The 16190-nt window shown below is 44.1% G+C and carries 11 protein-coding genes; 10 read left to right on the forward strand and 1 reads right to left on the reverse strand.

Features of this window, described 5'->3' with window-relative positions:
• Positions 1-12: 12 nt before the first annotated feature.
• Positions 13-1389, reverse strand: coding sequence for a DHA2 family efflux MFS transporter permease subunit (locus tag JMW64_RS07270; RefSeq protein WP_198329923.1), 1377 nt, complete (start codon positions 1387-1389; stop codon positions 13-15).
• A 355-nt stretch (positions 1390-1744) separates the two neighbouring features.
• Here JMW64_RS07270 and yghU point away from each other — a divergent pair, with 355 nt between their 5' ends.
• The 10 genes from yghU (at position 1745) to JMW64_RS07320 (ending at position 16125) form a co-directional block, all read left to right on the forward strand.
• Entirely contained in the window at positions 1745-2599 is an 855-nt protein-coding gene (yghU, locus tag JMW64_RS07275; protein ID WP_045447313.1) for a glutathione-dependent disulfide-bond oxidoreductase, read from the forward strand.
• 362 nt (positions 2600-2961) lie between these two features.
• Positions 2962-4233: a DUF1176 domain-containing protein gene (locus tag JMW64_RS07280; RefSeq protein ID WP_227694115.1), complete on the forward strand. Its 1272-nt coding sequence runs from the start codon at positions 2962-2964 to the stop codon at positions 4231-4233.
• A gap of 583 nt (positions 4234-4816) precedes the next feature.
• On the forward strand, positions 4817-6481 hold the full coding sequence (locus JMW64_RS07285) for a DEAD/DEAH box helicase (protein ID WP_201553837.1): 1665 nt from the start codon (positions 4817-4819) through the stop codon (positions 6479-6481).
• Positions 6482-6656: 175 nt separating this feature from the next.
• Complete coding sequence (locus JMW64_RS07290; RefSeq protein ID WP_201553838.1) at positions 6657-7901, forward strand: DUF819 family protein; 1245 nt, start codon at positions 6657-6659, stop codon at positions 7899-7901.
• A 192-nt stretch (positions 7902-8093) separates the two neighbouring features.
• On the forward strand, positions 8094-8642 hold the full coding sequence (locus tag JMW64_RS07295; protein WP_201553839.1) for a peroxiredoxin-like family protein: 549 nt from the start codon (positions 8094-8096) through the stop codon (positions 8640-8642).
• A 418-nt stretch (positions 8643-9060) separates the two neighbouring features.
• On the forward strand, positions 9061-10824 hold the full coding sequence (gene capB / locus JMW64_RS07300) for a caprolactamase subunit beta (RefSeq protein WP_201553840.1): 1764 nt from the start codon (positions 9061-9063) through the stop codon (positions 10822-10824).
• A 49-nt stretch (positions 10825-10873) separates the two neighbouring features.
• Complete coding sequence (capA, locus tag JMW64_RS07305; protein ID WP_201553841.1) at positions 10874-12955, forward strand: caprolactamase subunit alpha; 2082 nt, start codon at positions 10874-10876, stop codon at positions 12953-12955.
• Between the two features lie 169 nt (positions 12956-13124).
• Positions 13125-14189: an AraC family transcriptional regulator gene (locus JMW64_RS07310; RefSeq protein ID WP_201553842.1), complete on the forward strand. Its 1065-nt coding sequence runs from the start codon at positions 13125-13127 to the stop codon at positions 14187-14189.
• 85 nt (positions 14190-14274) lie between these two features.
• A complete protein-coding gene (rhuM, locus tag JMW64_RS07315) occupies positions 14275-15285 on the forward strand; it encodes a virulence protein RhuM/Fic/DOC family protein (RefSeq protein ID WP_201553843.1) in 1011 nt (336 codons plus the stop codon).
• Positions 15286-15381: 96 nt separating this feature from the next.
• Complete coding sequence (locus tag JMW64_RS07320; protein ID WP_201553844.1) at positions 15382-16125, forward strand: M90 family metallopeptidase; 744 nt, start codon at positions 15382-15384, stop codon at positions 16123-16125.
• The last annotated feature ends 65 nt before the right edge of the window (positions 16126-16190 follow it).

Genomic DNA, 16190 nt, shown 5'->3' on the forward strand with positions numbered 1-16190 from the left:
AATATCAGCGGCTCAGTATAAGCCGCGCCCATCTTCGGGCTTAAGTCGTAAGAAGTACAGCCCCGAGAGAATGGTCAAGACCCCAAGTATCCAATAGGTGGTTTGAAACGCTGTCAGCGTATCCATTTGTAGGCGCTCACGTAACAGCGTCAGTACCGCTGCCCCAAAAGCAATACCGAAACTAATCGCTAACTGCTGATTGACCGCCATCAAGCTATTGCCGCTACTGGTTTGAGCGCCTTCTAAATCACCGATAGTAATCGTATTCATCGCGCTGAATTGCATAGAATTACAAGCGCCCATTATGGTCAAAATAGGGATAAACCATAACCACTGTGAGGCATCGGTAAACTGTGCCAACACAATGATGAGAGTGCCCATCAAAAACGTGTTGAAGACCAGCACTTTGCGATAAGTATAACGCTGAATAATTTTACTGACCCAGGGTTTAATCCCGATAGCACCGACTGCGATGGGCGCGAGTAGCCAACCTGCCTGCGATGGTGAATATTCAAACACCACTTGCAGCAACAGCGGCAGCAAAAACGGTACAGCGCTAATACCTAAGCGCGTGAATAGGTTACCAGTGATGCCAATACGAAAGGTGCGAATGTCAAACAAACTCAAGGGGAACAACGGTGCTTGACGACGCTTGGCGTGCCAGATATAAGCGCCGATCAATAAACTGGCCACCAAACTAAGCAGCAACCCATAAAACCCTCGACCAGTCTGTGAGCCGAACTCTACAGCAAGCGTAAACCCACAAGCAGCGGCGGCAAACAATAAAAATCCTGTCCAATCAAGCCGCTTGGTATCCTCAAATAGTGCGGGAACCAGTTTTTTGCCCATGATAAAACCAAAAATGCCCATCGGTATATTGATCAAAAATATCCAATGCCAACTGGTATATTGTACGATATAGCCACCTAAGACCGGTCCTACTAGCGGTGCTACCAAAGCAGGAATTACCGCAAAGTTCATGACGGTCAGCAGCTTATTGCGTGGGTAGGATTTGACCAATATTAAGCGAGCCACAGGCGTCATCATCGCCCCGCCAATACCTTGTATAACCCGTGAACCAATCAAAAAATCCAACGTTGGTGACGCAGCACATAGTAGTGAGCCAATACAAAAGATAATAATCGCTGCCAAAAATACTCGGCGCGTGCCGTATTTATCCGCCAAAAAACCACTGATGGGAATAAATATGGCCAAAGTTAGCGCATAACTGATCACCGCCCACTGCATTTTTAATGGAGACTCACCCAGCGCCTGTGCCATCTGCGGTAATGAGGTATTTAGTATAGTGGCATCCAAAATTTGCATAAATAGCGCCACCGCTAGCACATAGGGCAAGTATTTATCTTGTGTCGGGGTTAGCGTTACCATGTAAATCTCATTAGATATCCCATCATAAAATGAACAAAATAGTCTATTGACGACTAATTCGCTATACCAACCGAGTAGTATAAGAAAGACTCAATCATAATAAAAGGGAATCAAAGTAACGGCTGGCGGTTGAGGTTATAAAATTCTGTGCTTAGAGGTAATAATATTAACACTGCTTACAAGAGAGGGCTTTAATATCAGGGTTGGTTATCGTTATAGTAAACCCTCGCTAACGACTTAAGCCAATAGATAAGCAATACAGCCAATCTCATCTCAATCATATGAGATGGAATTGACTACCGACGATATAAGTAGAAGCATCAACAATACGATAAAGATAAACTGAGGATATATTATGAGTCAGGAAAATAACAAAGCTTGCAATCATACCGATGGGCAAAACGATAAATATGTCCCGCCAAAGGTTTGGACGCAGGACAAAGAAAACGGTGGTAAGTTTGCCAGTATCAATCGCCCAACAGCGGGTGCGCGCTATGAGAAAGCGCTGCCAGTAGGCGATGCGCCATTACAGCTGTACTCATTGAATACGCCAAATGGCGTCAAGGTTAATATCCTGTTAGAAGAGCTTGCCGAGATTGGTGTTAAAGGTGCTGAATATGATGCCTATAAAATTGATATCTCTCAAGGAGAGCAGTTTGGTTCTGGCTTTGTAGCAATAAACCCTAACTCAAAAATTCCAGCCTTGGTTGATCATTCTGCCGATATAGCTGGCGAGCCGATAGCGCTTTTCGAGTCTGGTGCTATCTTGATGTATCTGGCAGAAAAATTTGACCAATTTATGCCTTTATCACTTGGCAAAGCACGGGCAGAGTGTTTGTCTTGGGTCATGTGGCAGATGGGCAGTGCGCCGTTCTTAGGTGGCGGTTTCGGACATTTTTATGCTTATGCGCCTGAACCGCTAGAGTACCCGATCAACCGCTATACCATGGAAACCAAACGCCAGCTCGATGTGCTGGATACCCACCTAAAAGACAGCACATATATGTGTGGTAACAACGAAGCCGATTATAATATTGCGGATATGATTATTTGGGCATGGTATGGACAATTGGTGCTTGGAAAGCTCTATGATGCCGCCGAGTTCCTACAAGTTGATGACTACAAGCATGTGAAGCGCTGGGCACAGGCAATTGCTGAACGTCCAGCCGTTAAGCGTGCCGTAGACCTGTCATTAAAGCCTATTGACTAAACCTATCGATAACAGACGCATTAATAAAATCAAGGCTGATAGGCTATTTGCTTATCAGCCTTGATTTTATCCGACATCTTGCTATTCTATATTCATATATGGTTATATTAAAATAGAGATATACTTACCTGTTTACACAATGATACATTAGTACAACAGATAGAAACCTTAGTACGTTAAGATAGCTTGAGTACCTCAAGCATATAACACCTTAATGAGCGGGTATTTATAGTGCTTATTTGATTGGTTTAATATTATTGGGATATCAGCAAGGCGAATAGAGCCACTTATTATAATAGACTGAGTAAATCAGACAGAATATCTGATTGAAATAAGATTGACTATATTGATGGATAATGATTATGAAGGATGATAACCGTAAACGGATCAACTTCTCACGACAGGCGATGGCTAGCGAATTAAAAGTTATCAATACCAAACTCAGCGCCATTTATAACGATCAACAGATAGATGCTGATCGATACTCAATATTGCAATACAAAGCCAACTTAACCACCCATCCTAAAAAAATAAAAAAGATACTCTTATTGATGATAAAAAATAAAATACGATTACCTATGTTTGCGGCTATCAGCGCAGCTTTATTTAGTACAGCGACGATGGCCAGCAATGGCGTTGAATTTACCAATCAAGACTGGCAGGTAGTCTGCGACAATACCCGTACGTGCCGGCTGGCAGGCTATCAAGCAGAAAACAATAGCGAATTTCCTATATCGGTATTGCTCATACGCCGTGCAGGTGCAAATGCTGGTGTGGATGGCAAGGTAAAGCTGGGCGGTGCTAAAGAAAGCTCATCTAAAGCCTTGATGCAACTTGGCAATCGTCATCGTATATCATTGTTCATCAATGGTAGAGACTATGGCGAAACCAAGCCTTTTTCAACTGCAGCAGGTAATGCTGACCTGACCCCAACACAAGTCACAGCGCTACTAGAAGCACTGACTAAGTCAAGCAAAATTGAGCTAGTGCTACGTAACTCACGCTGGCAACTGTCTGATAAAGGGGCTAGCGCCGTCATGCTCAAAGCAGATGAAGCCCAAGGTCGAGTAGGGACGTCATCTGCCTTTATCAATACTGATGGTGCCGCCAAATCAAATAGCACTGTATTGTCACCCAAGTCAGCACCAAAACTTCGCTTTGTGGCGCCCAATCCGAAAGCCGTCGCTAGTGACAATAGAAAGTTTGTGATGAAATCGTCGCAGCTAGCGGCGCTGATGAAGAGTACAATGAAAGATGCGGATAGCGACTGTCCCAATCTATCAGACAAATCACCATGGCGTGTGAGCCGACTGAATAGCTCACAGCTGTTGGCACAACACGATTGCTGGACAGGTGCTTATAATACTGGTGCAGGTATCTGGGTCATCAATGACAGTAAACCTTATAAACCGACATTGGTAACCACCAACGCCACTGGCTATGATAAGGGTAAAATCACTTCCGTACAAAAAGGTCGCGGCATTGGTGATTGTTTAACCAAGACTGATTGGGTATGGACAGGTAAGGCATTTGAAAAAAGCCATGAAAGTACCACAGGACTTTGCCGTATGATTGAAGCGGGCGGTGCGTGGCAGCTGCCGACGTATGTCACTGAAGTTAAAATGGTGCGATAGCCGCCAATAATACTGCTGATTGTCTTATTACTCAGCATATTGAATGCGTACATCTATAAGTAATTTTGCTTTATTTACCGAGAAATTTAATAAATAGCTACATATAATATTTTATTGTGCTATACTGCGTCGCCACGTTAGCTTAGGCTTTCGTGAATTATGAGATTGATAACATCGCCTGCGATTTTGGGTCTAGGATGACCATAAGTAATTGTTGCCGATGATTTTGTGTACTTGAATAACCTGTCATGAAAATAGCAGTTATTTTTGACTCATATCTTATCTACCGAACCATAAATGTGGTTTAAATTGGTTGTTATTCGCGATTATTTGCTTTGGACAAAGCATTAATAATACGCTTATATCAAACAAGGATGAGACACTCGGCACTACCACCAAAATACGTCAGACAGCACGAACGCATTTATTGTAGAGGCTCTAAGCTTTATTGGCTTGGCTTCTGATTATCGACACTTACATGTGGTCCGGTAATTCTTTAATAAAGGCAGCGTGGTGAACGGTTATCAGTGGTATGCATCAAGCTTGCTGAATTTACAGCAACTTATACTTACCAAGGATTCTCATGACTGATATTTTATCTGCAATCGCCGCTGAAAACGGCATCATCGAAAACACTGACACTCCAAATACTGATACTAATAATCAAGCGGCTACTACTGACGCGACTGATGAAGATCAAATTACCTTTGCTGAACTAGACATTGCCAAGCCGATTTTGACCGCGCTTGATCGCAGTGGTTATACCAATCCAACACCTATTCAAGCACAAGCGATTCCTTTTGCTCTAGCAGGTCGTGACTTACTATTGTCTGCGCAAACCGGTAGTGGTAAAACAGCGGCATTCGTTATCCCTGTACTTGACCGTTTAAGCCGTGCCACTAGCTTTGATAAACTAACTAAAGCCCTTATCTTAACGCCAACGCGTGAACTTGCTCAGCAAGTACATGATAGCGTACGTACTTATTCTAAAGATATGCGTGGTCTATTCTGCGTACCTTTAGTTGGCGGCGCACCATACAATGGTCAGATCACTGCGTTGAAAAAAGGCGTTCAAGTTATCGTTGCGACCCCAGGTCGTCTACTTGACCATATCAATGCTGGTCGTGTTGACTTATCAAGCCTAGAAATTTTGGTCCTTGATGAAGCTGACCGTATGCTAGACATGGGTTTTGCTGATGACATCAGTGACATCCTTCGTGCCGCACCAATTGATCGTCAAACGATCATGTGTTCTGCAACTTGGGATGGCCCAGTAGGTAAAATCGCTGCCAGTTTCACTAAGAACCCTGAGCGTGTATCAATCAAAGTAGAATCTGCACACATCGAAGAAAAAGTGTACTACTGTGATGATTTCGATCACAAAAACCGTTTACTTGACAAAATCGTTTGCCAGCAAGATATGGAACAGATCATTATCTTTGCTGCTACCAAACGTAGCACTGAAAAACTGGCCAAACAGCTACAAGAAGCAGGTCATAAAGCAAGCTTCCTACATGGTGACTTGCCACAAAGCAAGCGTAACCGTATCGTTCAAGACTTGCGTAATGGTAAAGTTAAAATCCTAGTAGCGACTGACGTTGCTGCTCGTGGTCTAGACATCCCAGCAATCTCGCACGTTATCAACTATGACTTGCCACGCCAAACTGAAGATTACGTCCATCGTATCGGTCGTTGTGGTCGTGCTGGTCGTACTGGTATCGCTATCAGCTTATGTAGCATGGATGACCGTCCACAGCTAAACGCTATCAACCGTTATTTAGATCGCAAAATGGAAGTATGTATCATCGAAGGCATGGAGCCTAAGAAAACATACGTACCTAGCGAAAACAAAGGTAATGGTCGTGGCCGTGGTCGTGGTCGCTCTAACGGTGGTGGTAATGGTCAAGGCCGTGGTCGTTCAAGCGGTGGCTATCAAGGTAATCCTGCTAATGCTCGTGGTCGTTCAAGCGACAGCTCATCAACTGGTCAACGCGCTAGCAATGACAGCGGCTATCAAGGTAAGCCACGTGATTCATCTGGTAAGCCAAATGAGCGTTCAGGTGGCAAGCCTTATCAAGGCAAGCGCACTGGTGGCCCTAGCCGCGGTGATAGCACTGGCGTTCCACGTGGTGAGCGCGCTGCAACTGGTCGCGGTCGTCCAAGTGGCAGCCAAGGTCGCCCAGCAGGTCGTTCTGACAGCCGTGGTCAAGGTCGTCCAAACGGCGGCAACCGTGGTAACAACTCGTAATACTGTTATATTTGGTGATTAAAATTATTAATTACTTGATCGCCTAAAGATAGCACTAAAAAGCCAGATACTCGTTATCTGGCTTTTTTGTGTTTATTCGATCGCTGCTTGCGCGTTTTTTTCGCCTTGTCTATACTAACAAGCTTTTATTCATCGTGTGCTGCGGAGCTATTTGATGCCCGATATTTCTCATTTAACTATTGATAGCCTGCCATTGGCTTTTGGCATCATTATGGCCATTATCGGTTTGGTTTTTTATACCCAAGGATTACCCGGTAAATTCTGGCAGCGCTTTTATGCGGTATTGCCGGGTATTGTGCTGTGCTGCTTTATCCCTGCAACGCTTAATAGTTTAGGCGTCTTCGCTGACGGTATCGGCTCACAGATTTATGGCTTTACTGCCACGTATCTGTTGCCAGCAAGTTTGCTGTTAATGACCTTATCGATGGATGTACCGAAGATATTGGGGCTAGGCTGGAAAGCCATCGCCATGTTTTTTGCTGCTAGTATCGCGATTATTATTAGTGGTCCAATAAGCTTAGGTGTCGCTAAATGGATATCGCCTGAGATGTTTACTGATGACACGCTATGGCGTGGGTTTTCGGCGGTGGCGGGTAGCTGGATCGGCGGCGCGGCAAATCAAGCAGCGATGAAAGAGTTGTTTGGCGTCAGTGATGATTTATTTGGGATGATGATTTTGGTCGATACCACCAATGCTTCATTATGGTTATTGGCTATCTTGGTATTGGCGAAGCATAGCGATAAGATAGATAGGCTATTGAGGGCAGACACCAGTAGTATTGATAAAGTGATTAAGGCGGTTGAGAATTATGAGCGTGACAATGCTCGTCCAGCAACTTTAAATGACTTGATGGTGATGTTTGGCTTATGCTTTGCTATGGTGGGTGTCGCACACTTTGTTGGTGGGCAAATTGCAGGGTTTTTTGCGCCCTATAGCTGGGCAGTACAATATAGCTTTGCCAGCTCATTCTTTTGGATGGTTGTGATTATAACCTTGATAGGGGTTATTTTTTCCTTTACCAAGATTCGTAGGCTCGACCATGTGGGCGCTTCCAAAATTGGTACGGTATTTATCTTTATCTTAATTGCTGCCATTGGTATGCAAATCAATCTTGCGGGTATCGTTTCGCAATGGCGACTGCTCCTTATTGGTTTATTATGGATGAGCATTCACGTTGTCATTATCTTTGCTGTGGCTAGGATGATTCGTGCGCCGTTTTTCTTTTTGGCAGTCGGCTCCAATGCCAATACTGGCGGTGCCTCATCAGCACCCATTGTCGCAACAGCGTTTCACCCATCGCTTGCACCTGTGGGTGTGTTTTTGGGCATTCTGGGCTATGCGGTAGGCACTTTCGGTGGCTATATTAGTACCCAATTGATGCGCTTGGTAGTAGGGTGAGCGCGAATATAATGCTCAGCATTGACCAGTCATATATCTACAGAGAGAAAAACTTTCAATTTATACCAATTTAATAACAAAAAGCCGACTTCACCGTCGGCTTTTTGCTTGTAGTATCAATACATACCAAATTGAGCAAACACTCAAATTTGATATTAAATGTTTTTGACTCAAAACTATAAGGATAAAACAATGCAAGCAAACTACAACCCAAAAATCATTGCTGGTGCAACATTCCCCAATATCGAAGTACCCACTTATAATGGTGACATGACGCTATTAGGCAAGCCCGAAAATGGTCATGACTGGAAAATGGTGGTTGTTTACCGAGGTCAACACTGTCCCATTTGCACCAAATACCTCAATCAGTTAGAAACATTAAAATCAGCATTTAATGAAACGGGTGTCGACGTCATCGCTGTTTCAGGTGACAGCAAAGAGCAGGTAGAAAGTCATTTGGAAAAAATAAATGTAAGCTTTCCTATCGCCTATGATCTGACCGTTGAACAAATGAAAATGCTGGGTCTTTATATCTCCAACCCACGTTCAGAGAAAGAAACCGATCATCCATTTGCAGAGCCCGGCTTGTTTGTTATTAATACAGAAGGGGAGATTCAGATTGTAGATATCTCCAACGCTCCTTTTGCTAGACCTGAGCTGGAAGCCTTGGCAAATGGTCTAGCCTTTATCAGAAATCCAGAAAACAACTATCCTATTCGTGGTACACACGATTATGCTTAAGACTGTATTATTGACGACGGCATTTTTTCTTGATGTCAGACATTTAATACGCTTAAGTGTGGCTGTAAACTCAAAACTAAACTAATAAATAGTCAAAGACGTAAATTCATAGGGCAGTGCATCATAACCGATGCATTGTCTTTTTTATTGCAAACGCTCTTTATTGTTAACATTCTCTCCAAAAGCTGAAATCACAAGACTTATTCATACAGGTGTGCACTCACAGTCAAAAACTCTGCACTGTCAGTCAATTAATTTACCAAAAACCTCGCTATAGTAAAAAAGCTTCGTCATTAGGATAGATGACGACCAGACAAAGAATGAGTGTAATTGTGAAGTATTGACGGCCACATTGGGCGCTATATTTTACAGAGCCACTCATATCTTCTGATATAAATTTCTAGACAGGGAGTCTCACATGAGCAAAGCTCACACTTCAATTGATCCTATTACTTTGTCCGTCGTACGTGGTGCCTTAGAAACGGCGCAGCGCGAGATGACGACAACCTTAGAAAAAACCGCACGCTCTAGCGTCTTTAACCTAGCTCATGATTATAGTAATGCCTTGTTTGATCATCTGCCTGAGATGATTTTGCAGGGTCAGGATATTCCTATTCATCTAGGCTCGCTCATGCCAGCCATGAAAGCCGTTGCCGAATATTATGGTGATGATATTCATGAAGGCGACGTTATTTATCACAATGATCCCGTGATGATGGGCAGTCATATCCTAGATTGCTGTATGTATAAGCCAGTGTTTTATAAAGGCGAGTTGGTGTTTTGGACAGTATGCAAAGGTCACGTCACTGATATCGGTGGTCCCGTGCCAGCAGGATATAATCCAGACGCTAAAGAGATATACGCCGAAGGGTTGCGCATTCCGCCTATTAAAATATGGGAAAAAGGCGTTCGACGTCGTGATGTCATTAATTTGATTCATAGTAATATGCGCTCTCGCCGTAACCAAGAAGGCGATCTTAATGCTCAATATGGGGCTTGTGCGGTTGGTGAGCGTAATATGATTGCGTTGCTAGACAAGTATGGGGTAGAGACCGTCCGTGCGGCGATCGAAGAGCTAAAGAATATGGCTGATACCCATATGCGCTCATTAATTTCATCTATTCCAGATGGCCAGTATCATGGTGAAGCGGTATTAGAAGATTCAGGTCATGGTTTGGGTGATTTGCCCATCAGCGCTGATATTGAGATTAAAAACAGCGATGTACATATCAAGATTACCAGTCCACCGCAAGTACCTTACTTCATTAACTCCTATGCAGGCAATTCGATGTCTGGTGTACTGCTAGGTCTGATGATGTTTGCCCAAGTAGACCCGCCGTACAACGAAGGTTTATACCGCTGTGTCACAGTAGACTTGGGTGAGCATGGCACGCTATGTAATGCCAAAGAGCCTGCCCCTCATGTCAACTGTACCACCACGCCGATGGAAACCTTGACCGATGCCGTGCGTATGGCATTTGAAGATGCCGCGCCAGATCGTGTGATTGCTTCTTGGGGTCATGCTTCTGGTATCAACATCTCAGGTATTGACCCAAAAACAGGGGAACAGTACGTCACTATGATTCTAGCTTCGATTATCTCTGGTGCTGGCGCGACTCAGCAAATGGACGGCTGGCATGCTTGCGGTCCTTTATGCTGCTTTGGCGCGTTAAGCTCTGGTGATATTGAACTATTAGAGTATCAGTATCCTATCTTAATTCATAAGTATGGCTTGGCAGAAGACAGTGGCGGCGCTGGTGAGTATCGTGGTGGTTGCGGCACCGTATGGGAAGTTGAGCCTTTAGGTCATGAGATGACAGTAGTGGCGTTTGGGGAAGGTCGTGAGCATCCGACAATGGGCGCTGCAGGTGCAGAACAAATCTCACCTGAGCTGAAATTAGGGCGCTTAGAGATTATCCATAAGGATGGCGTCACCGATCTGCACAAGCAAAATATAATGACTGAAATTCAACCAGGCGACCGTGCGCGTAATACCAATCCAGGCGGTGGCGGCTACGGCAGCTCGTTTGCACGGTCGGTACTCGCAGTATTAAAAGATGTAGAAGAAAGAATCATATCAGTAGCAGCGGCTAAGACTGAGTACGGGGTGGTTATTGATCCACAAACGCTCGCAGTCAATGAAGCAGAGACGGATGCTTTACGTCGTAAGCTGACAGCATAAAACCCAAAACTAACTGATGATATTAAATAATTTGAGTTAAGGATGACTTATGAAAAATGATTTCCGTATTGGAGTCGATGCTGGCGGGACGTTTACTGACTTTGTTTTGGCCGAAAGAAGTGGTTATGTTCATCTATTTAAAGCACCTTCTACCCCTGAGGATGGTACCTTAGCCATTGCCAACGGGTTACAGCAAATAGCCAGACAGTTTGACCGTCCTATTGAAGAGATTATTCAAGCCTGTGACCTATGTATCAATGGTACTACTGTTGCGCTAAACGCCCTGATTCAGATGAAAGGGGTAAAGGTTGGCCTGTTATGTACGGCAGGCCACGAGGACAGTATCGAGATACGCTTAGGGCATAAAGAAGAAGGGTATCGCTATGATGCTAGCTATCCGCCAGCACCGCAAATTGCTACCCGTGATCGTCGCTTCCCTATCCGTGGTCGTATCTTAGCTGATGGCACTGAACACGAGCCGCTAAATGAGCAAGATATCCTCGATGCGATTAAAGTGTTAAAGCAGCAAGACGTTCAGGCTGTTGCTATCTCCTTCGTCTGGTCTATTCGTAATACTCAGCATGAGCAGCGCACCAAAGAGCTTGTTGAGCAGCATATGCCAGGGGTGTTCGTCTGCTGTGGTAGTGACGTATATCCACAGATTAAGGAATACACCCGTACCTCAACGACCCTAGTAAATGCTTATTTAAGCCCAGTTATGGCATCTTATGTCCATAAGATTGACGACTATTTTAAGGCGTTAGGCGCTGAGCAGCCCGTACGTTATTTCCAGTCTAATGGCGGGCTTGCAGTTGGTAGTATCATGCGAGAGCGTGCGGTAAATGCCATTAACTCGGGGCCAGCATCTGCACCACAAGCGGGTCTGTATATTGCCAGCCCTTTTGGAATTGACGATATTATCACGGTCGACATGGGCGGTACTTCTTTTGACATCACCATGGCGAAGGCAGGCAGAACCAGCCTCAACCGCGATATTGATTTCTTACGTAATCGTATTGGCGTACCTATGATTCATGTAGAGACATTAGGGGCGGGCGGTGGCTCTATTGGCCATGTTAATACCTTTGGTATGCTAGAGGTCGGCCCTCAGAGTGCTGGCGCGACTCCTGGACCGGCATGTTATGGTAAAGGTGGTGACTTGCCAACCGTCACAGATGCAAACTTAGTATTGGGTTATCTACAGCCGAATGCGGTGTTAGGTGGTAGTGTGACTTTAGACAAAGACAAAGCGGTACAAGCGGTGCAAACACACATCGCTGATCCGCTAAATATCGAGTTAGATCATGCCGCATTTGGTATCAGTGCTATCGTTAACCAAAACATGTCTAATGCCATTCGCCGTATTACTATCGAAAAAGGCTATGACCCTCGGGATTTTGCGCTAGTCTGCGCAGGCGGAGCAGCTGGCATGCATATTATTGCTCTGGCTGAGGAGATGGGCATTGGAACTATTTTAATACCAAAAATCGCATCCTGTCTCTGTGCTTTTGGTCAGATTATCTCTGATATCAAGTATAACTACTTAGCGACACAAATGATGATTCTCGCACCAGATGTAGAATTGCAATCACTCAATGCTAAGCTACAAGAGCTTGAGGAGCAGGGTGTACAAAAACTGCTAGAAGATGGCTTTACAGATGAAGATATCACCATCGAACGTACCATGGAAATGCGCTATGTTGGTCAGGTGCATGAATGTAACGTGCTGATACCGAATGGTAAGCTCGATGCTGATAGCGTCAGCACCATTTTAGAATTGTTCCATCATCGCCATCGTGAACTTTATACTTATGATGAGCGTGATAGTCACGTCGAGCTGGTCAACATTGAGGTATCAGTAATTGGTAAGATCAGTAAGCCAAAGCTACCGAGCCTTGTGCCGCAGCAAGGGGATATCAGTAATGCTAAAACGGGTAGCCGCGAGATGCTGTTTGATCAATCCTATGACTGGATTGATACGCCTATCTATGACGGTGAGAAATTCGGTGCTGGTGCTGTAGTCACAGGTCCTGCGCTCATTCAAGAGCCAACCACTACCGTGGTCATTAAAAATGGCTGGCAAGCAGAGCTGCATGAGACTGGGACTTATAAACTGACTCGAGCAGCATAAAGCAAGTCTATAAAAGCAGGTTATAAAGAAAGACCACCTCAAGGCTTTAGGCATTAAAGAGCACTTAACGCCTAAAGCCTTTTTTTATTTTATGATATAAAAGAGGATTATTGATGAATAACTGATAGGATATCAGTACAGTTGTATACCATATATTGAGTGTTCAAGGATGAATGCAAATCAGAAGCCAGACCATTATCAAAATACCTCTCATCAAACCTTGCTAGCAGATAAGACAAAAGACATCGCTGCACATGATTTATCCATGAATAAAAATCTTCTAAGCCCCTCAGGGTTAGAGATGCCAGCAACGGATAGCATGCAAACCTTAGGTGCCTTCGATTGGAAACATACCATCAATGAGACTTATTTTGATCTTGATGTTAGTTTTCGGCAACCGAATAAGTTTTCTGGTTTTTTGCAACATGCTAAGCTTCTAGAGATAGGTGTTTCGCACTATCATGCTAATACTGTGCACTATAATCGCGGCAGACAGAGCTCTGGCTATATTGATGATAGTATTTTAATTACTTTTCCTATGACAGGCGACGTCCGTTTTACCCAAAAAGGACGGCAGCTGACCTCTAAACCCGGTCAATTTTTTATTGAACTGTCCAGCTTACCTTATGAGTTTTATCATCTGCACGAAGCATCACTGTATGTGATTAAAGTGCCTTTAGCGCTATTAACCCCGCAAATGGGCACTATAGAGCGGCAGTTTGCCCGCAGTCTGTCTATTGATGAAGGGGCAGGCAGGTTACTGGTATTTCAAATTGGTCAAATACTGGCGCTTATTCATAACAGTCAGCTGGGTGATTTAGAGATAAAAATATTAGAGCAGCAGCTGCTTAACCTTATTGTATTGACATTGAGCGCCCCGAAAGAGGTGATGATGAGTACCAGCTCGTCCATACAATCGGTGCACCTAAAGCGCATCGAGAATTACGTTTATTTGCATCTAGAAAACTCCGCTTTAACTCCAGCGATGGTCGCTGCTGCTTGTCATATATCTGTCAGATACTTGCATAAACTGTTTTCTAAGTTGCCCTATAGCTTTTCAGAATGGGTCAAGGAATTGCGTTTAAAGCAGGCCAATCACATTTTAAAAACCAAAAGCTACGTGACTATAGATGAGGTCGCTCATAGAGTAGGCTATGCCGATCAAGGTTATTTTTCACGTATTTATAAGCAGCACTTCGGTTATTCGCCGCGAGATACACCAAGCACAGGATAGTCATTATTATGTACTCTGTCATGCAGTCGCTGTATGATTTATACATTGAGCATAAGCGCGTATATTAAGTTAAGGAAAAACCAAGATGACTGGTGCTACGAATGATAAAACAGCAAAAGTAGAGATATATGAAAGCGCTGATGGGAAGGCGCAGATAGAGATACGCTTAGAACACGACACACTATGGCTCTCACAAGCCCAATTGGCGACGCTGTTTGAAAAAGACTCGGATACCATAGGATTACATCTAAAAAATATTTATAAAGAAGGTGAGTTAGACCCAGAAGCAACTACCGAGCAATCCTCGGTAGTTCGTCAAGAGGGGAGTCGGCAGGTTCGACGTAACATTCGCTTTTACAATCTAGATGCTATTATTTCTGTGGGCTATCGGGTTAATTCTAAAAAAGGTACTCAGTTCCGTATATGGGCAACCCAGCGCTTACGTGAATACTTGGTTCAAGGCTATACACTCAATCAAGAGCGCTTTGATAAAAACTCAAGCGAGCTACAACAAGCATTAAATTTAATCAGAAAAACTGCGCAAAGCCCTGAGCTGAAAACCGATGAAGGTCGCGGCTTGGTTGAAATTATCAGCCGTTATACACAGACATTCTTATGGTTACAGCGTTATGATGAAGGCTTGCTTGATAATCCTGCAGGGGAGGATGGCGGTATCTTACCCAGTCCGACTGAGGCGATGGCAGCGCTGACGGATTTAAAATCTCAGCTGATAAATAGAGGCGAGGCGACTAAGCTATTTGCTAAGCCTCGTGGTGATGGTTTGGACAGCGTACTGGGTAATTTAGAGCAAACGGTATTTGGTGAGCCTGCATACCCGACCATCGAGAGTAAAGCGGCGCATCTGCTGTACTTTATGGTCAAAAACCATCCTTTTACCGATGGCAATAAACGCAGCGGCGCTTTTTTGTTTGTAGATTTTTTGCATCGTAATAATCGACTGCTCAATGATAAAGGTGACATGGTTATCAATAACACGGGGCTTGCCGCATTAACCTTGTTGGTCGCTGAATCTGATCCCAACCAAAAAGAAACCTTGATTAAATTGATTATGAATATGCTGTCGTTAGAATCTTGATAAACAGGCTTATTGTCAGCACCACTTAACCCCATAAAACACATAACGCCAATAATAAAAAGCACAGTCTAACGACAAAATTAAAGGAACTTCAATATGTTTAGCATGATAAAAGACTGGCGCGAGCAGCGCATATTGGACAACAGCGAGTTTACCCATGCTGACTGGCTGCAAGCGGCTCAGCGTATTGTCATACTTGATCGGTTAAATGAGGACGAGCTAACACGCTTGTTTGAGCTGGCGACGTTATTTTTGGCGGATAAGTCAATCACGGGCGCACAAGGTTTTGAGATTAGCGATACGGTTAGGCAATCTATCGCCTTACAAGCTTGCCTGCCTATTTTAAACCTAAGCCTTGAATGGTATGCTGGCTGGTCAGCCATTATCATTTATCCTGGTTCCTATAAGAGTGAAACTACCACTGTCGATGAGCTGGGCATTGTCCATGAAGGTAGTCAGCACCGTAGCGGCGAAGCGTGGCTGCGCGGCCCCGTTATCCTGTCGTGGAAGGATGCCAAACATTCAGGAGAGCGCGATGGTCATAACGTTGTCATTCATGAGTTTGTGCATAAGCTTGATATGTTAAATGGTCGTGCCAACGGCTTTCCACCACTGCAAACCGATATGGATCCTGCGCGCTGGACTGAGATTATGACACGAGATTTTGAGGATTTTCAAAGCCATCATAAATCAGGTCTTGATCGTTATGGCGCGACTAATCCAGCGGAGTTTTTTGCAGTGCTCAGTGAAGTGTTTTTTGAGACGCCGCAAAAGCTGGTCGATGCTTACCCTGATATTTACGACATAATGATGAAGTTTTTTCGCCAAACACCACTTTAATCAAAATCATTAATAGTCACTATTAATGTTCGATAATGAATATATAAGCAAGAAAAATCCATAAA

This window comes from Psychrobacter immobilis (assembly GCF_904846065.1).
Lineage (GTDB): Bacteria > Pseudomonadota > Gammaproteobacteria > Pseudomonadales > Moraxellaceae > Psychrobacter > Psychrobacter immobilis_H.